A 19,742-nucleotide genomic window follows, 5' to 3' on the forward strand; every position below is an offset into this window, starting at 1 on the left:
TGAAAGTTCTCTGGTGGGGAGGGTACGGTCACTCGCCCGACAGGACGCCGTGAATACGTCCCTGTAGGCTCGACGGCAGCTATCCCTGCCGCCGACGCCCGTCGGTCGAGCAACCGCACCCTCTCCGGAACCGGCATTTTTGTTGCTGAGCTTTTTCATATCGAAAAATTAGATAATGAATCCAAATTTACGATCTTTCACAGTAACTAAGCCTAGATCTTTTCGGCGAATACTGAAATGATGGGTGGGGAGGGGGTAAAACAATGAATAAACAATTCCGATTATTAATTTTCGCAATCATGTTGTTTGGTGTTGCCAATTATGCAATGGCCGGCGAGACGGCCTATGAACGGCAACGCAATAGATTGATCGATATGATTCAGGCGGATGTCAGGTCGACGAGCTATTTTCTCGGTAAAGACGCATTAGACGAGAAAGTTTTGCAGGCATTGCGTAAAGTGCCCCGTCATGAATTCGTGCCGGAGGCGCAGCGGCCCAATGCCTATTTAAACAGGCCCTTGCCGATCGGGCACGGGCAAACAATCTCTCAGCCTTATATCGTGGCGATCATGACCGATTTGCTGGAGCTTGATGAAAATAGCCGCGTATTGGAAATCGGTACCGGTTCGGCTTACCAGGCGGCTGTTTTGGCAGAAGTGGCCGGTAGCGTGTATACGATAGAAATTATCGAGGCTTTGGCGGATCAGGCCGCGCGCGATCTTAAACGTCTAGGCTACGATAAAGTGCAATCGCGCGCGGGCGACGGATATTACGGTTGGGAAGAGGCCGCGCCGTTCGATGCGATCATGGTGACCGCAGCCGCCAGTCATATTCCTCCGCCGCTGATCAAACAATTGAAACCGGGCGGGCGCATGATCATTCCGGTCGGCGGCCGTTTTACTGTACAGCATCTCGTGCTGGTGAACAAGGACCAAGAAAACCGCATTACGAGCCGCCAGTTATTGCCGGTTAGATTTGTGCCTTTAACGGGAGATCGTTAAGCCATGACAAGAAGACCGGCTTTTCCTTTGTTATTGGCGATAGCTGCCACTTCGTCCGGTTCGCTGGCCTATGAAGTGCTGTTGATGCGCTTGTTTTCGATCATACAATGGCATCATTTTGCCTATTTGATCATCAGTTTGGCCTTGCTCGGTTATGGCGTGAGTGGGGTATTTTTGGCATTCAATCGGGAGCGTTTGATCGGTGTCTACGGGCTGGCCGTCACGATCAATCTGCTGTTATTCGGTATTGCCGCGCCTGCTTGTTTTCTAATCGCGCAACAAATTCCGTTTAACCCGGCCGAACTGTTATGGGCGCCAGAACAGCTTGGCTATTTAAGCGGTCTGTATTTATTACTGGCATTGCCGTTTTTTTTCGCCGCGAATGTGATTGGCTTGTCTTTTTTCCGCTATCGCCGCGATGTTTCGTCGATTTATGCGGCCGATTTATGCGGAGCGGGCATCGGCAGCTTGAGCATCATTGTCTTGTTGTTCGTCTTATTCCCGGAAAAAATATTGCCGGCCATCGGCGGTTTGAGCATTGTCGCCAGCTTGCTAGTGCAGAGTTTGTTCTTCCGGCGCTGGCGGGCCGGGGTGAGGTTCACCGTCGGTGCGGCAACCGTGGCCGCGGTTTTCGTATTGACCCTGCAGGACTGGACTCTAAGCATCTCGCCTTATAAAGGCTTGAGCCAACAATTGAGAATTCCGGGAACTGAAGTCGTCGAAAATTATTCCAGCCCGCTGGGTCTCTTGAGCGTCATCGAAAGCACGCAAATGCCGCTACGCCATGCGCCCGGCTTGAGTCTGAATGCCGACGCCGAGCCGCCCGAGCAGTTGGGCGTTTTCACCGATGCCGACAATTTGTCGGCGATTTCGCGTTATGACGGTAATTCGAATAATCTGGCGTATTTGGATCAAAGCACATCGGCCTTGCCTTATCATTTGCAAGCCCAAGAAAAAGTGTTGATTTTGGGGGCGGGAACCGGCAGCGATGTGTTACAGGCACTTTATCACAAGATACCGGCTATCGATGCGGTCGAGCTGAATCCTCAAACGATCGCTTTAGTCAAGGATAAGCATGCCGATTTCGCCGGCCATATTTACAGCGATCCTCGGGTCCGGTTGCATACCGCCGAAGCGCGCGGTTTTGTCGCGACTTCGCGTGATCGCTATGACTTGATCAATCTTTCACTGCTCGACGCGTTTGGCGCTTCGTCTGCCGGACTTTACGCGTTGGCGGAAACCTATCTGTATACCGAGGAAGCGCTTAAGGCTTATTTGGAACATTTGACGCCGGGCGGTTATGTGAGCATGACGCGCTGGGTCAAGATGCCGCCGCGCGATACGCTTAAATTACTCGCGACCGCCAGTGCTGCCTTAAAAACGTTGGGCAGCGAGAACCCTGAACAAAACATCGTGTTGATTCGCAGTTGGCAAACCGCGACGATGCTGATCAAAAACGGGGCGTTTTCTGAAGCGGAGCTCGCCGCTTTACGGCGATTTTGCGATGAACGAGGCTTCGATACCGATTATTATCCGGGCGTTGCACAGTCTGAAGTCAATCGCTTCAATATTTTACAGGAGCCGTATTATTATCAAGCGGCAACGGCATTGCTAGGCGAGGAGCGCGAAGCGTTTATCGCCGATTACAAATTCAATATCAAACCTGCCACCGACGATCGGCCGTATTTTTTCCATTTTTTCAAATGGCGAACCTTACCTGAAATCTGGTCGCTGCTGGGCCAAGGCGGCATGTCCCTATTGGAAAGCGGCTATTTATTGTTGATTGCCGGTTTGGTGCAGGCGGTCGGTGTCAGCTTTTTGTTGATCATCGTGCCGCTTTGGTTTTGGAAACGAAAACTGGGTATCGAAGCCGGCTCGGCGTTGCATTGGCGTATCTTCTTTTATTTTTCATGTCTCGGCTTGGCTTTTTTGTTCGTGGAAATTGCGTTCATCCAAAAATTTATCCTAATTCTGCACCATCCGCTGTATGCCATTACCGTCGTGGTCAGTACTTTTCTGTTGAGTGCGGGTATTGGTAGCCGTTTTTCCAAAAAACTGTCCGACAAGAACAACCGGTTATGGATTACCATGCCGATTGCCGCGATAGTTCTGTTGAGCGCAGTATATATCTTGGAATTTCAATATATTACCGGCTTTTTATTGCAACGTAGCGAATTCAGTAAGGTACTCGGTTCGATAGCCTTGATCGCACCGCTAGGATTTTTCATGGGCATGCCGTTTCCGATGGGCATGGCTAGCCTTGGGCGTAGCGTTCCGGCATTGATTCCTTGGGCTTGGGGCGTAAACGGCTGTGCTTCGGTTATAAGTGCGATATTGGCGGCGCTGATAGCGACCGAATTCGGCTTTACCGTCTTGGTGTTTTCGGCATTGTGGCTCTATGCCTTGGCAGCCTTCAGTTTTCCTGCCGCTGAGAACAGAGTTCGTTGATTCAGAATAAATCCATTTGAATCGGGCCGGATTTAAAACGGGAACAATCGAGTGCCGGCATGCCGGTATCGAGTCCGAGCCGGCGCGTAGCAATACGAAAGCGTTGCGCTATCAGATCGGCATAGACGCCCTCTCCGCGTAGCCGGGTACCGAAACGCGGATCATTAGCGCGCCCGCTTCGGCAGTCTCGAATACGATTGAGTACATGCTTGGCTTGATTTGGAACGTGCGTATTCAGCCATTCTTCGAATAATTCCGATACTTCAAGCGGTAGCCGGATCAGGATATATTCGGCGGATTGCGCACCGGTTTCGGATGCTGCTTTGAGAATGCTTTCCAGTTCCGAATCGGTGAGTACCGGAATCACCGGGGCGACCATGACATTGACCGGTATTTTATTCTCATGCAGTCGTGCAATGGTTTGCAGTCGGCGCTGCGGCGAGCTTGCGCGAGGTTCCAGTGTTCGGGAAAGTTCGGGCTTTAATGTGGTGAGCGAAAGATTAACCTGAACTAAATTGCTTTCGGCCATCGGCGCCAATAAATCAATGTCGCGTTCAACCATGGCTGATTTGGTCGTAATCGTGCAGGGATGGCGAAATTCGCTCAGTACTTCGAGTATTTCCCGGGTGATACGGTATCGGCGTTCGATGGGTTGATAGGGGTCGGTGTTGGCGCCTAGTGCAATCGGCGTACAGCGGTATTTGCGGCTTTGAAGTGCTTTGCGCAGTAATTCTGCGGCTTCGGGTTTTGCCGTGAGTTTGGTTTCGAAATCCAGTCCAGGCGACAAGCCTAAATAAGCATGAGTCGGGTGTGCGAAACAGTAAATGCAGCCGTGTTCGCAGCCTCGATACGGGTTGAGCGATTGTTCGAAGGGGATGTCGGGCGACTGGTTCCGGCTGATGATCGTTCGTGCATTTTCCAGAGAAACTTCGGTGCGTAGCGGGGTTTCGTCGTCGAAATAATCCCAGCCGTCGTCAAACGCCTCACGGCTTTCTAGGTTATAACGGCCGTTAGGGTTACCGGTCGCGCCTCGGCCTTTATGCGGAGGGTTGGAAATCATTAATCGAGTTGGGCTTTAGTTTGAAATCGCGGCCATGCCGGCCGCGACTTGAAAACGATCTTGAGATCGGTTTTACATTTTATGGCCTTTCATCATTTTATGCATTTTCATCATTTGCATGTGATGTTGTTCCATTAGTTTTAATTGTTCGTCTTTGAGCGCTTGTTGTTTCGCAGGGTCTTTCTCGGCCAGAATTTTATTCGTTAGCGCATGCAGTTTCAGTTGGTATTCTTGTTTCATTTTTAAATGCTCTCGCATTTTTTCATGATCCATACCGCCCATGTCACCCATGCCGCCCATTCCTCCCATTTTTCCCTCACCCTTGCCTTGCATCTTTCCTTGGCCCATATCTCCCATTTTCCCTTTGCCGCCCATGTCATGATCCATTTTCATTTCATGTTTCGGTTTTGCAGGAGTGTCTTCCGCTGCAACGGATACTTGGGTTAATGCGGATAATGCAATGATTGAAGCTAAACTGATTATTTTTTTCATCGGGATTTTCCTCGGTTTTGTGATTATTTTTGGTGTTCACATTCAAAACTGGAAACATTCCTCGAACAAAGCATAGCCAATTCTAAAATGCGCCAAGTTTAAATGGAACGCTGATAAATCCTGACATAAAAGTCCGCGAATCGCTAGCGATAATAATGCCCGTGTTAAGAACTGTCCGGTTTAATCATTTACGCGCATCGTTAGTCGGGGGATTAAAAATGCTAAACTCGTAATCGAGAGAGTGATTCGATCGTTAATTTATACCTTTCGCACTTCAAATTTCGGCAGTGCTTGAGGAGGCACCGGGGTGGGCGACAAAGGCTTTGCCAGGATGGAGCTGGCATAGAGCCTACAGGAATGTATTCACGGCGTCCTTTGACGGACACCCCGGTGCCGAATTTTGATCTACGGGGTATAGGAGGCAATCATGGCGCGTGAAAGGTGGAACTCGCAGCTTGGTTTTTTGATGGCTGCGGTCGGCTCGGCGATCGGATTGGGTAATATCTGGCGGTTTAGTTATCTGGCTTACCAGCACGGTGGCGGGGCTTTCCTGATTCCTTATTTGACGGCGTTACTAACGGCCGGCATTCCGCTGTTGATACTGGAAAACGGCATCGGTCATGAACGCGTCGGTTCCGCGCCGCTGGCTTATCATAAAATAAGCCCACGCTGGGAATGGCTCGGTTGGTGGTCGGTGATTTTCGTCATGTTCGGCATCGAATTATACTATTCGGCGATTATCTCGTGGTGTTTGAATTACTTCGCACTGTCGTTTAATCTGGCTTGGGGAGACGATCCTAACGCCTATTTTTTCAAGCATTTTTTACGAGTAAGCGATAGTCCTTTTCGATTAGGCGAAATTCGAACGCCTATCTTATTCGGTCTTATCCTTACATGGCTCGCGATTTGGTTAGTGGTCTATCGCGGTATCCAAAAAGGCATCGAACTGGCCAATAAAATCATGATGCCTGTTTTGTTGTTACTGACCGTTGTCTTAGTGGCTTGGTCTCTTCAATTGGATGGGGCGTGGCACGGCATTCAAGTGTATATCACGCCGGATTTTGCCAAGCTCAACGATCCGCAAGTCTGGATCGATGCCTACAGCCAGATTTTTTTCACGCTGAGCCTCGGTTTCGGAATCATGATCGCTTATGCCAGTTATTTGCCGGACAAAACCGACATCACTCGAAATGCGGTTTTGATTGCATTGATCAATAGCGCGTATTCGTTGCTGACCGGTTTCGGCGTGTTCGCTGTGTTAGGCTTCATGGCGCAAAGTGAAGGCAAGGAAATTGCCGATGTTGTGACGCAAAGCATCGGTTTGGCGTTTGTCGCTTATCCGAAAGCCATCGGTCTAATGCCGGGCGGTAATCTGTTCGGTGCGTTATTTTTCTTGAGTTTGACAGTCGCCGGATTATCATCGGCGGTATCGATCGTCGAGGCTTTCGTTTCGGCGGTGATCGATAAATTCAACTTCGATCGTAAGTTGCTGGTGACCTTCGTTAGCGTATTCGGTTGTCTCGGCGGCATCGTCTTCACGACGCAAAGCGGTTTACTTTGGCTGGATATCGTCGACCGATTTATCACGCATTACGGATTGGTGACAGTAGGTATTTTGGAATGCATCGTGATCGGTTGGGCGTTCGATTTGTTCAAGCTGCGTCAGCATATCAACCGGATATCCAGTTTGAAATTAGGAATGGGCTGGATATTGTTAATCAAAGTATTCGTTCCGTTGATGCTCGGCATCATCTTTTTCGGCGACATTTACAACGAACTGCAAAGGCCCTACGGCGGTTACAGTTGGGCGGCCTTAATTCTGATCGGAAGGGATTGGTTGATTCTGACTTTGATTGCGGCCTTTATCGTTGCAGGCAGACCTTGGCGAAGCGATCGCCCAAGTAAACCGGGGCGATCGGTCAAGAGCAAAATAGATGTTTCATAGCCACGCCTTGGTCATCGAAGCTATTGCCGCTCAAATCGATGAAAAGTGAAATTTTTGGCTGGTACTTGTTTATGAGGCCGCCAGCAACGAGTCCAATCGGCTTTGTTGCTCCAGCGCATACAAATCGTCGAAACCGCCGACATGGAAATCGCCGATATAGATTTGCGGCACCGTTCTGCGCTTGGTTTTAAGCACCATTTCCTGTCGCAAGCCGGGTTCGGCATCGACATTGATTTCACTGTAAACAGCGCCCTTTTTATCGAGCAGGCGCTTGGCCATTGTGCAGTAAGGGCAGAAAGTAGAGGTATAAATAATGATATTCGACATAATATTAATAGTTTCTAATATAGCCTAGATATTCTACTGTTTATCGATCATGTCTTCAATGCGTAATGCATCGCCCAGCGCTTTTATCAACAGCCATGCCGCGTGTTCGATCGAATCGCCGAAGGCGACGATGCCGTCTTGGTGGCCGAGCATACTGAATACCGGCCTATCGTCGAGTCGTCCGGATTGAAAGAGCTCGGCAACGGCTCGAGCCATTTGCGGAGTTCCGTAAGCGGCATCGGCCGGCGTATGGGGGAGGGCGAGTTCGGCGGTTTTTTGCCAAATTTCGGGGCTATGAATATGAATGACCGAACGAATCGAGACGTCTTGACTATAAACGCAGGCATGAGTAATCGCTTCCGAAGACGGCTTGGTCAAACCTTTAGATTGTAGAAAATAGCGCTCGATATCGATATTCGACACTTCGCAGTAATGCTCGCGGCTCAATTCTTCGATGTGACCGGTTTGCGTTCCGCTGATAATAAACTTATTGCTATTGAGGTCAGGCTTCAAGCTGATGTTGCCGTATCCGAGCCCACCGTAACGTGCGGGATCTTTGCCAATCAAGCCAAGCTTGAATAAGATCGAACGCCATGCGTTGAGCGAGCTTAAGGAAATCGCTTGATCGATAGGCCGGTTTTGATGATCGAAGCGGAATTTAATGACGCCTTCTTGTTCTTGCATATAAATGAGGGCGGGCTTAACTAGGGAAGGCCTGGTGCAGAGTCGACTCAGTAGCCAATATAGAGTCCTGGACTGAAAAAACAGAAATCGTTTGAATGCAAAGGCGCTGCCGAAACAGCGCCGGTAGCGTTACATTTGAGATTGCAAATAATTTTGCAGGCCGATTTTTCCGATCAATTCCAATTGCGTTTCCAACCAATCGATATGATCTTCCTCGCTGTCGAGAATATGCTCAAAAATTTCTCTGGAGACAAAGTCTTGTACCGTTTCGCAATAAGCGATCGCTTCTCTGAGTACCGGAACCGCTTGTTGTTCGAGTTTTAAATCGCAAGCCAGCATTTCCTCCGGGTTTTCACCGACCAATAATTTACCGAGGTTTTGAAGATTCGGAAGGCCTTCGAGAAACAGTATTCTTTCGATCACTAGATCGGCGTGCTTCATTTCATCGATCGATTCGTGATATTCCTTCTCGTTGAGTTTGGCAAAACCCCAGTTTTTATACATCCTGGCATGCAAAAAATATTGATTGATTGCGGTTAGTTCGTTTTCCAAAACTTGGTTGAGGTATTCGATGACTTTTGTGTCTCCTTTCATGGCGGCTCCGATAATGATAATGAGATGGTTGATGTTCGGAAAAGAGTAGCGCGATTGGCTCAAGGCTTCAAGGAAATTAAGGGGCAAGCATAAAATGACTTCCCTGAATGGTTCCCTTACTCTGCATCACTGCCATTAAGTTAAGCTGTCATAAAAATAAGTAATTCTTGCATTTAGGCTCTAATGTACCTTAAAAGCTTGCCATCCATGGCACTGGATTCCGCCAGTCCATGGCGGAATGACGGTTACCCTTAACTTAATGGCACTGGCGCAGAGCCTGGGAACGATGAAAGCAAAAAACGGGCAAACCGATGGAGGTCAAGCATCGGTTTGCCCGGTAACAGCAAGTAATCGATCAGGCGAAAGCAGCTTGCGGCATCAACTGTTGTTCGGCATGGCTTTCGTCGAGAATTTGTTTGACGTGGCGGCTGCATTTGCCGCATACACTGCCGACGCCTAGACACTGATTCAGGTGTTTGCGTGAACAGTGGCCGTTTTCAATAGCGGATTTGATTTGCTTATCGGTAACCGCCTTACAGACACAAACATACATAAGTCATGCTCCAATAAATGTTGGTTATGTAAATAATAACAATTCTCATTAGAATGTAAAGCGGTTTTTTTGGATTTGAGTAATTGATCGCAAATCGAAGGTTAGGGGAAAGGTTAAAGGTTAAAGGTTAAAGGTTAAAGGTTAAAGGTTAAAGGTTAAAGGTTAAAGGTTAAAGGTTAAAGGTGAAAGAGGAAAGAGGAAAGAGGAAAGAGGAAAGAGGAAAGAGGAAAGAGGAAAGGTGTAAGGTGTAAGGTGGCTATTTGGTGTTTAGCGTAAGTCTTGGTTCAGTAGACTGGCATTGCCGCCGATTGCGGCGGTATTGATTGTGACGGTTTGTTCGACTGAAAAGCGTTTTAGATAATCGGGTCCGCCGGCTTTCGGGCCGGTTCCGGACAGGCCCATGCCTCCGAAGGGTTGTACGCCTACCGTCGCGCCGATCATGTTGCGGTTGATATAGAGATTACCGACTTTGGCTTGTTGTTGAATCTTGCGTGCCGTTGCGTTGATTCGGCTGTGAATGCCCAGCGTCAAGCCGTAACCGGTGGCATTGATGTCGTCGATTACTTGCTCAAGGGTATTGCTAGAATAGCGGACGATGTGCAGTATCGGGCCGAACACTTCTTCGGTCAGTTGCGCAAGCGAGTCGATTTCGATCAATGTTGGGGGAAAATAAGTCCCATCCGGCAATTCGTGCGGTAACGGCGATTGAAATAAAATGCCGGCATGTTGACGCATGGCTTCAACATGCGTATTTAATTTGTCTAAGGCCTTTCGGTCGATGACCGGGCCGATATCGGTTGCATAATGGCCCGGATCGCCGATCGTCAACTGCTGCATCGCGCCGATCAGAAGTTCGATGACTTTATCGGCGGTTTCGTGGGGCAAGAATAATACACGCAAGGCCGAGCATCGCTGGCCGGCGCTGTTGAAAGCGGATTGCACCGCATCCAGTACCAGTTGTTCCTTATGTGCCGACGTGTCGGCGATCATCGCATTTTGACCGCCGGTCTCGGCGATCAACGGCACGATATCGGCGTGTTCGGCGAGCTGTCGATTGATCGAACGCGCCGTTTCGGTAGAACCGGTAAACGCGACGCCGGCAATACGCGGATCCCGAAGTAACAGGGGCCCTATTTCAGAACCGATGCCCGGCACGAAATTCAATACCGGGCCCGGAATGCCGGCTTGATGCAGAAGTTTGACGCATGCTGCCGCGGTGAGCGAAGTCGCTTCGGCCGGTTTAGCCACGACCGTATTGCCGGCCGCTAGCGCCGCTGCGATTTGGCCGGTAAAAATGGCAATCGGAAAATTCCACGGGCTGATGCATAAAAATACGCCGCGGCCGTAATAAGCCAAAAAATTATCCTCGCCGCATGGCCCGGGTAAAGCCATCGGTCGGTCGAACAACTCAAGGGTGCGTGCGGCATAGTAGCGGCAAAAATCGACCGCTTCTCTGACGTCGGCCAAAGCGTCTTTGATTGTTCTGCTGCCTTCGCTGACGCATAAAGAGACCAGTTCGGTACGGTTATACTCCAACAAATCGGCAGCATTGTTAAGATAGCGCGCTCGTTTTTGCACGTTAGTCGAACGCCATGCATCAAAAGCCTCTGAAGCTGTGTCGAGAGCGTCGGCAACGGTATCGGCACCGCAAAATGCAACGGTACCGACTTTATGCGAATGATTGGCGGGATTTACGATAACCCGTTCGCTACCCGACAGACATTTTCCGTTAATCAACGGGCCGGCATGATGAGAGAGGCCGGATAATTCGTCGAGACTTTTTTGCAACGAGTACAACTGTTCGGTATCGGCCAGATTGAAGCCTTCCGAATTGCGCCTTTCCTTACCGAATAGATCGACCGGCAGCGGTACGCTGGTTTTCTCGAAATCATTGAGTCCAAGCCAGAAAGTGACTGGATTTTGCACGATGCGTTCAATGTCGATATCGGGGTTTTCGATTTGATTGACGAAAGAGGTATTCGCGCCGTTTTCCAGCAAACGCCTAACCAGATAAGGCAATAGTTCTTGATAATGGCCGATCGGCGCATAAATCCGGCACGGAATAGACCAATTCGGGTGCGTCGCCAAATTTTGATAAAGCGCTTCGCCCATGCCGTGCAGGCGCTGAAATTCGTAATCTTTACGATTGCCAGCCATTTGCCTGATCGCGGCGACGGTATGGGCATTATGTGTCGCGAATTGTGGATAAAATATGTCGGGTTCTATCAATAATCGCGTTGCGCAAGCCAGATAAGAAATGTCGGTCGCCGATTTTCGCGTGAACACAGGATAAGCGGAGAGTCCTAATTCCTGAGCGCGTTTAATTTCTGTGTCCCAGTACGCGCCTTTGACTAATCGGACCGGAATCTTCTTATGCTCTGTTTTGGCCAGAGCCGAAAGCCAAGCGATGACATGCGGAGCCCGTTTTTGATAGGCTTGTACCGCAAGGCCTAGTCCAGGCCATCCTTTTAAACTCGGATGAGTGAAGACCGCCTCGAAAATCGTCAGCGATAGACTCAAGCGTTCCGATTCTTCGGCATCGATCGTCAATGTTAATCCGCCTTGCCGCGCGTATTGAGCCAACGTGAGTAGTTTTGCAGTCAATTCCGGGGTAGCCCGTTGGTGTTGCAACGCTTCATAGCGGGGACAAAGTGCCGATAGTTTGACCGAAACGCCCGGTTTTTCGAACAACGATTCACCGTCGGATTCTTGAGACAGTTGCCGGATCGCATCGAGATAGGCCGAGAAATAACGCTCCGCGTCCGAGACGGTGACCGCCGCTTCGCCGAGCATATCGAAGGAATAACGGTATTCGGGATACTTTTGGCTGGCATGCAGCGCCTCGAAAATCGTTTCAGCCATGACGAATTGCGAGCCTAAAAAATGCATTGCTTTTTGCAACGCCAGACGGATGACAGGTTGACCTAAACGCCCGAGCAAATACTCGAATACTTGTGCCTCGTCAGCCTTGATATAGCGTTCGAATAAACCGGTCACTAGTAAAGCGCCGGTCGATAAGTTAACCAGCATCGAGTCGCTATGATGGAGATGCGTTTGCCAATCGGCCGAAGATAATTTATCGGCGAGAAAACGGTCTTGTGTCGCGCTATCCGGTATGCGTAATAGGGCTTCGGCAATGCTCATCAATACCACGCCTTCTTCGCTATTGAGCCGGTATTCATGCATAAAGGCATCGACAACGGATTGCTTGTCTTTATCGGCCCGGATCTGTTCAACCAGTATACGAGCCAGCGCTTCGGCTTCGGCGGGATTATAATCGGTCAAGCCAACCATTAATTCGATTACGCTAGCAGTTTCATCGTTCAAGTAGGCTTGATCGATAGCTTTGCGCAAGGTTGATAAAGAAAGACTAACCATAGAAAGTTTACGTTATTGTGCGAACGAATTAACTATTTTAAGAAAAAGATCTGCCGATAACATATTAAGTTGAATCCTTGGTATTTTTTATACTCCAAAAAATGTTTGTCCACAAATAACTGTTGTATTGATGATTAGATTTTCGAGAATTTTGTTTGTTGTGCTTTTAAGTTGGCTCGTCGGGTGCGCGCCGGCCGTTTATAAGCCAGGTCAACCCGTCATAGAAGCGCTATTGCTGGAAGATCGCTATATCACACCGGACGGCTCCTGGTTGCCGGTCAGAAAATGGCTGCCGGAACCGGGCCAAACGAAGGCTGTATTGATCGCTTTACACGGTTTCAACGATTACAGCCGCTTTTTCGAGGAGCCTGGGGCATTTCTAAAACAAAAAGGAATCGCCAGTTATGCCTACGATCAACGCGGTTTCGGTCAAAGCCCGCGTCGGGGCTTGTGGAGCGGTATCGATGCGTATACTGAGGATCTGGATTTGTTTGTCAGACTGATAAAAAGCAAGCATCCGGGGCTGCCGGTTTATCTTTTGGGCGAAAGCATGGGAGGAGCCGTCATCATCGCGGCTATGTCCCGCGAGAAGGCGACGCCGGTTAGTGGTTTAATTTTATCGGCGCCTGCCGTTTGGTCTCGCGAAACGATGCCGTGGTATCAACGCAGTTTGTTGTGGTTTATGTCCCACACGATGCCCTGGATGACGTTGACCGGGCGGGGTTTGAAAATACAAGCCTCGGATAATATTGAAATGCTTCGGGAGTTGGGTAAAGATCCGCTGGTGATTAAGGAAACTCGCGTCGAAACGATTCATGGGTTAACCGATCTGATGGATTCGGCATTCAATAATGCTCAGAATATTCATGTCGATACTTTGATGCTGTATGGTGAAAAGGACGAAGTCATACCAAAGCAGCCGACGCTGCGTTTTTTGCGGGATTTTCTCGACACCGAAGGCGCCGATAGAACCGTTGCTTTCTACGAGAACGGCTATCACATGCTGTTGCGCGATTTGCAAGCTAAAGTGATTTGGCGGGATATCGCTGCATGGGTCAAGGCATCGCACAAGCCTTTGCCATCAGGAGCCGATCAGCGCGATTGGCGAATGTTGGCGAAAAGATAAACCTAGAAAAAGTATTTTGCCATGAAGATCATGAAGAAAAAAACGGTAAATCAATGATTTATTTTGCCTACGCAAATTATTTTTGCTCTCCAAATGCTTATGAAGGACTGGCAGTAGCTCTCACTGCCATTAAGTTAAGGATTTTTCCGTTCGCCCTGAGTCTGTCGAAGGGTGAATGGAAAAATCCTGGGTCGATAAGTTAAGTCGTCCATGGTTCGACAGGCTCACCATGAACGGCTTAACTTAATGGCAATGGGCAGTAGCCCTGCAAATGAAAGTACGAGGGGTGGGTGAGAGTGCGGTCACTCGCCCGACAGGGCGCCGTGAATACGTCCATGTAGGTTCGACGGCGGCTCCCTGCCGCCGACGCCTGTCGGTCGAGCAACCACACTCTCTTCGGAGCCGGCATTTTCTCTGCTGAGCTTCGTATATCGAAAAATTAGAAAAGGAGTCCGAATCTGTGAGCTTTCGCAGTAAAAGGTTGTTAAAATTTTAGAGTAGGCCGTTAAAAGACTTCATGAACTTCATGGTTAAACTGCCGAATTTAGGTTTATACGCCCGGGGAACTATCGAACCGGCGTCAATTCCCGAGTGTTTTTGATGAAAACAAAACTGTCGTAACGCCGCGCGACGCGCGATCCGACATACTGGCCGTAGTCCCGTCTTGGATCGTAAATCACCCCGATCGCACGGTTTCCAATCAGTTGACCGAGCGCTTCGTGGCGCCGTTCTTCGTCGCCGAACATCAAATAAAACGCTTCCGGTTCGAGCCTTGCCAAGACTTCCTCGATGCTGCCTGGCTGCGCTTTGGGTATGGTCATGATCGACATCGGCGCGCCCCAATTAGCCCCGGCATTTACCTTGCCTTGATCGGTTCCGAAACCCACGATATATACCTGCTCCGCGCCGAGCGATTGCCGGCTCAATTGACCGATATTCAAGGTTTCTCGCAGAATCATCGTGGTTTTGCTGGCATCGCCGACATGCGTGTTGTGCGCCCAAACGATGCCTTTTGCTTCGGGACCATGACGTTCGAGCAAGCCCTCGACCGATACCCACATGTGTTTGGCACGGCTATTCCAGGCATCGGGTCCTTCGCGGATCGCCAAGCGGAAAAAATCCTCGGCATTCTTGATGACCAGGGCTTTTTGCCTGGCTCGAAAACGGATTTTAGGGTCGTTATCAGCGGCTTCGGGCTTTAGATCTTGAATGATTTTAAGGACTTCTGCCAACTCTTTTTCGCATGAAAAACCGCCTCGCGCCGTGGCTCTCGCGTACATCCATTCATCACGGTCGTACTCCTTGAAACAGTTCAGCCGGCGTTCGATTTCGGGAAGCTGCTCGGGAAAATACGCGCCGGTTAGTGCTAGTAGGTCGTCTATCGCTTCCCATTGCCCGTAGACATCCATGCCGAACAAGCCGATTTTATCCGATTCCGGACGGGTTTTGTTGAATTCGCGAAGCCATTCGGCCAAGGCCTCAATGTCCCGGTTCGCCCACATCCATTGCGGCCAGCGGGCGAAGGTTTTGAGCACATCGACAGCCGTCGTGCCCGGCTTGGATCGGCCTTTGACATAGTCGTTGAGTCGATAGAGCGAAGGCCAATCGCCTTCGACGGCAATGAATGAAAAGCCTTTTTCGGTAATCAAGCGCTTGGAAATTTCGCTGCGCCAATGGTAGAACTCATGCGTACCGTGCGTCGATTCGCCGAGTAAGACCAATTTTTTATCGCCGGCGGTTTCGATTAAACGGTTGAGGTCCGAATTTTGCTTGAGAGTAATGGCTTTCGGCGCTAAATAAGCCGACAAAGACTCGGATTCGGCATGCGCGAGCGTTACGCAGAACAATAAAAAGACCGGAAAAAACAAAAAATGCGTGATGATTTTCATATTATCTAAGAGATTTGAGATGCCGAATGAAAGCAAGTCGGAATCGGTTTATCGATAAGAATAACGATGATTTCTTAAGGGCTTGAACCCAATTTTTCGGTAATAGTTTCTCAAATTTTTGTTTCAAATTGACGATTTGGCCAACGATGCGTTGATGCATCGCGCTTGCCTTGATTGAATCGATAATCCGCATTAAAAATTCATAGGATATCTTGAACCAAACAAATGTTAAGAGCTTGGCTTTGGCAATGCGAAAAAGCCAGAAAGTAAATGCAGCAATTGGAATTTTACCGATATAAAGGGTAATGCCAAAAGCTAGACTACCTTTGGCAAGCAAGCCGATTGCGATAAAGCCGAGTAGCTCGACCTGAATGAATAAAAACAGAAAAACGCACAGAAGCGCGTAGCGATTCAAGTCGACAACCGAGGATTCTATTCGTTGCAAAACCTTCAGGCTATGGACAAACCTAAAAACCGGAATAGCAATCGTATCCCAGATCAGCTCTTCCAGTAGAATATAAATAAAAACCCAAAAGCCTAAGAATAAATTGCTGATTTTCTTTATAAGTTTTGCCATAGAAAAGCCGGTGTGCAAAAGTAATCAAGCGTTGGGTGAAAAAATTAGAAAAGCGTATGTTTTTTGGCTTCCCACTTAAAACGGGATAAAAGTACTAAGGATTAACCGTTCGCCCTGAGCTTGTCGTAGGGTGGATGGTTAATCCGCCTATGGTTCGACAGGGCTCTCCTGAGCGCAGCCGAAGGGCTCACCACAAACGGATTAACTTTAAACTGTCCCGCGTTAAGTGAGTAGCCGATTTTTTTAAACAGTGCAAGCCGAGACGATTTCGCCTTTGTTGTTCAATATCAGTTTTAAACGGCCATAGCAAGATTTTTGATCGCATTGGCATCCTGAACCTTCCATGATGCTTTCAAGGAATGTGACATAAATCAACAATTCGCCGGGTTGCCGGTCCAAAACCTCATACTGTATCGATTCGTTTATAATCCACCCGTTTTGGCTGCAAAAATCAGTCAAGACATGGGTGTTTTCCAAAAATTTTTTTATCGGGTCGTCTTTCGTATTAATCATCGCTGCCGCTCCCAGTGATTCGTTGTCGATTAAGATAAACAACCGGAACGACTAAAGCAATTGACTGAATGGAATAAAGTCGAATCGGGTTTCAAGTATTGTTGACTCCTATCCGGTCGAAGAAACGGGCTGTTTCCAGAAGGTGCGAAAGGTATATACCCATCGCACTTCAAATTTCGGCATTGACGCGTGGAGGTGCCGGGGTGTTCGGCAAAGGCTTTGACAGCAGGGATGCTGTCACAGAGCCTACATGGACGTATTCACGGCGTCCTTTGACGGACACCCCGGCGCCGAAATTTGACCAGCAAAGGGTATAAATGCTTTTTTACTGTGAAAGTTCGTAAATTTGGATTCATTATCTAATTTTTCGATATACAAATCTCTGTTCTGGCAATGCCGGTTCCGGAGAGGGTGCGGTTGCTCGATCGACAGGCGTTGGCGGCAGGATAGCCGCCATCGAGCCTACATGGACGTATTCACGGCGTCCTGTCGGGCGAGTGACCGCGCCCTCCCCACGTCTCGTACTTTCATTTGCCGGGGTGATTGCCGGGCTTTCATGAACGTTAGGTTTAACGCTGAAGAAATTTCCTAAACCAGTGTCGCAACTAAATGATTGTTATCGGTCGCCATTAGCTTGGCATCGATAATTCGGTTTTCTATCGCTTCTGGTTCGTCGACCTCACAGCCGACGCGCAGATAATTCGGCGTATAACCGAAAATCCGATGTTTACCGTTGTCGAGGGGCTCGGTTTGGCTTTCCCAGAGCACCGGCGTTGTTCGCCCGATGTTTTCCGATTGAAATTGCCGCTTCATTGTTTCGGTCAATTCATGTAGCTCTCGACTGCGTTGTTTCTTGACCGCTTCCGGGATTTGATTCGGTAGCGTAGAGGCTTTCGTACCTTCGCGTCGCGAATAGGCGAAAATATGAATATGCCCGAAACCGGTGTTTTCGATGAAATCGAAGCTTTCATGCCATTCTTGCTCGGTTTCGCCCGGGAAACCGACGATGATGTCGGTCGTGATGTTGAAGTGCGGAACCGCGGTTCTCAAGCCGGTCACGATTTCATTGAACTCTTCGGTTTTGCAGCGTCTGGCCATGCGTCGCAGCACCGAATCCGAACCGCTTTGCAACGGCAGATGCAGATGCGGCATCAGGCGAGGATTATCGAAAAGCTCGACAAAATCGTTCGGCAACTCCCAAGGCTCCAGAGAACCCAGCCTAAGTCTCGGAATTTCGGTATCGCTAAGAATCGCTTTGATCAAGTCGGACAGACTTTGATCGGAATCGGAGCCGTAACCGCCGAGATGCACGCCGGTGATGACGGCTTCATTGATGCCTTGACTATAAAGCGTATTGATTTCGTCGACGATTTCTCGTATCGGTCGGCTTTTTTCCTCGCCACGAGCAACCGTCACGATACAAAACGTGCAACGGTAACGGCAGCCGTCTTGCACTTTGATAAACGCACGTTGACGGCCGCGGCTGAATAATGAGACTTCGCCGGGTTCGGTCGACATGGCCGGCATGCTGTCCATGTTCAGTTCGGTCAGGGTTTTGGCGACCAGACTTTCTTTGTCTTGATTTCCGATGACGAGATCGACGCCCATCAACTGCTCGGCTTCTTCGCGGTTGAGTGTGGCGTAACAGCCGCTGACGACCAGTTTGGCAGCCGGATTGGCCCTGTGTATGCGCCGAATTAATTGACGCGATTTACGTGCCGCATCTTGCGTGACCGCGCATGAATTGATCACGATCAGATTCGCGTTCTCGGCCTGGCGCGTGATTTGATGGCCTTTTTGTTGAAAGGCCTGGGCCCAAGTTTCGAGCTCGGCTTCATTGAGACGGCAGCCCAATGTTTTAAGATGTACGTACATTATCCAAAAAACCAATAGGTAATGAGTATGGCAGCTAAGATGCCGAAAAAGTCGGCTATTATCCCACAAGCAGCCGCATGGCGAATATTTTTGATGCCGACCGCGCCGAAATATACGGCTAAAACATAAAAGGTCGTTTCGGTGCTGCCCTGTACGATAGAAGCCAGACGCCCCGCGAATGAGTCGGCGCCGAGCGTTTGCATCGTATCGATCATCATCGCCCGCGCGCCGCTGCCGCTGAACGGTTTGATCAACGCGGTCGGCAATGCGTCGATGAAACGGTCGTCCCAAGACAGCATTTTGACCAGTGCTCTAACCCCTTCAGCCACCAAATCCAACGCGCCGCTCGCGCGAAACACGCCAATGCCGACCAGCATCGCGACCAGGTATGGAATAATGCCGATTGCGGTCTGAAAGCCTTCCTTCGCGCCTTCGATGAAGGCTTCATAAGCGTCGATGCGTCGATAAACGGCGCCGCTGATAAACACAACGACCAACGTGAACAGAATGATGTTGCTGATAAGTGCGGACTGTTCGAGCATTTGTTCCTTAGGTAGCCGGTAAAAATATCCGACCACGATAGCAATCATTAAACTGAAACCGCCCAGATATAATGCAACGACTCGATCGAACAAGTTGATTTTCTGAGCCGCCGCGACAGCAATCAAGCCTGCCACGGTTGAAAAATAAGTGGCAATCAGTATAGGAATGAAGACATCGGTCGGATTAGCGGCACCCAATTGCGCTCGGTACGTGAAAATCGTCACCGGAAACAAAGTGACCGCCGAAGTGTTAATGACTAGGAACAAAATTTGTGCGTTACTCGCGCTATTCGGGTTAGGATTCAAGGTCTGCAGTTCCTTCATTGCCTTGATGCCGAGCGGTGTAGCGGCATTGTCGAGACCGAGCATGTTCGCGGCGATATTCATGACCATTGCGCCCAAAGCCGGATGGTTTTTCGGAACTTCGGGCATCAGGCGCGTGAAAAGCGGCGTCAAGCCGCGCGTTAAGAGAAGTATGAAGCCGCTACGTTCGCCGATGCGCATGATACCGAGCCATAAGCTCAAAACGCCGGTCAAACCTAACGATATTTCAAAAGCTGTTTTAGAAAGCGCGAACATCGAAGACATGATGCGCTCGAAAACCTGATGGTCGCCCAAAACGATCAGTTTGATGACGGCCGTCATGAAGGCGCTCAAAAAAAAGAAAATCCAGATGATGTTCAGCATGATCGGCGATGGAGTTATCGCGAGGTCCGGAGGACATGACAATTGTCGAAG

General features: G+C 49.4%; 16 protein-coding genes. 4 read left to right on the forward strand and 12 right to left on the reverse strand.

The window, feature by feature from the left end; genetic code table 11:
* Positions 1-263: 263 nt before the first annotated feature.
* Positions 264-1,001: a protein-L-isoaspartate(D-aspartate) O-methyltransferase gene (locus METBU_RS0101385; RefSeq protein ID WP_017838918.1), complete on the forward strand. Its 738-nt coding sequence runs from the start codon at positions 264-266 to the stop codon at positions 999-1,001.
* Between the two features lie 3 nt (positions 1,002-1,004).
* Positions 1,005-3,449: a spermine/spermidine synthase domain-containing protein gene (locus METBU_RS0101390; protein WP_017838919.1), complete on the forward strand. Its 2,445-nt coding sequence runs from the start codon at positions 1,005-1,007 to the stop codon at positions 3,447-3,449.
* Between the two features lies 1 nt (position 3,450).
* Here METBU_RS0101390 and METBU_RS0101395 read toward each other — a convergent pair whose 3' ends face one another.
* Positions 3,451-4,509, reverse strand: a complete 1,059-nt coding sequence (locus tag METBU_RS0101395) for a PA0069 family radical SAM protein (RefSeq protein WP_017838920.1) — start codon at positions 4,507-4,509, stop codon at positions 3,451-3,453.
* A 72-nt stretch (positions 4,510-4,581) separates the two neighbouring features.
* The gene (locus METBU_RS0101400; protein WP_014148200.1) at positions 4,582-5,001 is read right to left on the reverse strand and encodes a hypothetical protein; all 420 of its coding nucleotides are present in this window, start codon (positions 4,999-5,001) and stop codon (positions 4,582-4,584) included.
* Between the two features lie 427 nt (positions 5,002-5,428).
* Between METBU_RS0101400 and METBU_RS0101405 the strand changes: the two genes are divergently transcribed.
* Positions 5,429-6,946 (forward strand): sodium-dependent transporter, encoded by a 1,518-nt coding sequence (locus METBU_RS0101405; protein WP_014148201.1) that lies wholly within the window; start codon positions 5,429-5,431, stop codon positions 6,944-6,946.
* A gap of 69 nt (positions 6,947-7,015) precedes the next feature.
* Here the strand turns inward: METBU_RS0101405 and grxC are convergent, their stop codons facing one another.
* The 5 genes from grxC to putA all read right to left on the reverse strand — a co-directional run bounded on the left by grxC (position 7,016) and on the right by putA (position 12,482).
* Entirely contained in the window at positions 7,016-7,273 is a 258-nt protein-coding gene (grxC, locus tag METBU_RS0101410) for a glutaredoxin 3 (protein WP_017838921.1), read from the reverse strand.
* 33 nt (positions 7,274-7,306) lie between these two features.
* Positions 7,307-7,957, reverse strand: a complete 651-nt coding sequence (locus tag METBU_RS0101415) for a class II aldolase/adducin family protein (protein ID WP_017838922.1) — start codon at positions 7,955-7,957, stop codon at positions 7,307-7,309.
* 129 nt (positions 7,958-8,086) lie between these two features.
* Positions 8,087-8,551, reverse strand: coding sequence for a bacterioferritin (gene bfr / locus METBU_RS0101420; RefSeq protein WP_017838923.1), 465 nt, complete (start codon positions 8,549-8,551; stop codon positions 8,087-8,089).
* Between the two features lie 355 nt (positions 8,552-8,906).
* Positions 8,907-9,104: a (2Fe-2S)-binding protein gene (locus tag METBU_RS25630; protein WP_014148205.1), complete on the reverse strand. Its 198-nt coding sequence runs from the start codon at positions 9,102-9,104 to the stop codon at positions 8,907-8,909.
* 267 nt (positions 9,105-9,371) lie between these two features.
* On the reverse strand, positions 9,372-12,482 hold the full coding sequence (gene putA / locus METBU_RS0101430) for a bifunctional proline dehydrogenase/L-glutamate gamma-semialdehyde dehydrogenase PutA (RefSeq protein WP_017838925.1): 3,111 nt from the start codon (positions 12,480-12,482) through the stop codon (positions 9,372-9,374).
* 160 nt (positions 12,483-12,642) lie between these two features.
* Between putA and METBU_RS0101435 the strand changes: the two genes are divergently transcribed.
* Complete coding sequence (locus tag METBU_RS0101435; protein WP_328285798.1) at positions 12,643-13,608, forward strand: alpha/beta hydrolase; 966 nt, start codon at positions 12,643-12,645, stop codon at positions 13,606-13,608.
* A gap of 566 nt (positions 13,609-14,174) precedes the next feature.
* Here METBU_RS0101435 and METBU_RS23065 read toward each other — a convergent pair.
* From METBU_RS23065 to METBU_RS0101460, 5 genes are all read right to left on the reverse strand, one after another.
* Entirely contained in the window at positions 14,175-15,497 is a 1,323-nt protein-coding gene (locus METBU_RS23065; protein WP_017838927.1) for an erythromycin esterase family protein, read from the reverse strand.
* Position 15,498: 1 nt separating this feature from the next.
* Positions 15,499-16,074, reverse strand: coding sequence for a hypothetical protein (locus METBU_RS0101445; protein ID WP_014148209.1), 576 nt, complete (start codon positions 16,072-16,074; stop codon positions 15,499-15,501).
* Between the two features lie 243 nt (positions 16,075-16,317).
* Positions 16,318-16,587 (reverse strand): hypothetical protein, encoded by a 270-nt coding sequence (locus tag METBU_RS0101450; RefSeq protein WP_017838928.1) that lies wholly within the window; start codon positions 16,585-16,587, stop codon positions 16,318-16,320.
* Between the two features lie 588 nt (positions 16,588-17,175).
* The gene (mtaB, locus tag METBU_RS0101455; RefSeq protein ID WP_017838929.1) at positions 17,176-18,462 is read right to left on the reverse strand and encodes a tRNA (N(6)-L-threonylcarbamoyladenosine(37)-C(2))-methylthiotransferase MtaB; all 1,287 of its coding nucleotides are present in this window, start codon (positions 18,460-18,462) and stop codon (positions 17,176-17,178) included.
* Positions 18,462-19,691 carry a nucleoside recognition domain-containing protein gene (locus METBU_RS0101460; RefSeq protein WP_017838930.1) on the reverse strand — a complete coding sequence of 410 codons (1,230 nt, stop codon included), beginning with the start codon at positions 19,689-19,691 and terminating at the stop codon, positions 18,462-18,464. The genes mtaB and METBU_RS0101460 overlap by 1 nt, the downstream gene beginning before the upstream one ends.
* Between the last annotated feature and the right edge of the window lie 51 nt (positions 19,692-19,742).

The organism is Methylotuvimicrobium buryatense 5G (assembly GCF_000341735.1).
Classification (GTDB): domain Bacteria; phylum Pseudomonadota; class Gammaproteobacteria; order Methylococcales; family Methylomonadaceae; genus Methylotuvimicrobium; species Methylotuvimicrobium buryatense.